The following is a 556-nucleotide window of genomic DNA, read 5'->3' as shown; positions in this document are numbered from 1 at the left end:
ACAGGCTGCCCTGCAGATTGGCTTCCAGCACTTGCTGGCCGATCTTGTTTTCGAACTGCAAATCCGCGCTGGTGGCCGTGTCGCAATCCGCGCTGAAGGCGGAATTGAGGATGAACGGGCTCAGGCCGGTATCACAACTGGCTGATGCGCCATAACGCTGGCCGTTGTTGCCCAAGGCGAAGAAATTGGCGCCGTAATTGGGCGAGGTCAGAATCGCGCGGAACCGTTCGAGCGAAATCAGCCCGACCAGATTGGTCTTGGCCACGGTTTCACCATGCGAACCCACCAGATCCCAGGTCAGATCGGTGCCGGGGATGGACCCCTCGAAACCGAGCTGCATCTGGAAGGTGTTGGTGAAGTTTTCCGTCCCCCGGCGGCCGAAGGCGTCGAGCGAGAAATTGGCATTCCAAGGGCCATTGGGATCGGCACGGCTGTCCAGCAGGGCAGCGATATTGGCCGGAACCGGGAACACCTGCTTGTTGGTGCAACCGCCGATCGGGCCGCAGTTCAGGCCGAAGCGCCCACCGGCCATGAAGTCCGGATTGGTCGGGTTGTC

General features: G+C 61.0%; 1 pseudogene. It reads right to left on the bottom strand.

The features are described from left to right. Positions 1-556, bottom strand: a pseudogene (locus IEX18_RS18490) (hypothetical protein); the annotation flags it as partial.

Source organism: Sphingomonas metalli, assembly GCF_014641735.1.
Classification (GTDB): domain Bacteria; phylum Pseudomonadota; class Alphaproteobacteria; order Sphingomonadales; family Sphingomonadaceae; genus Sphingomonas; species Sphingomonas metalli.
This window is presented reverse-complemented; position numbering and strand designations above follow the sequence as displayed.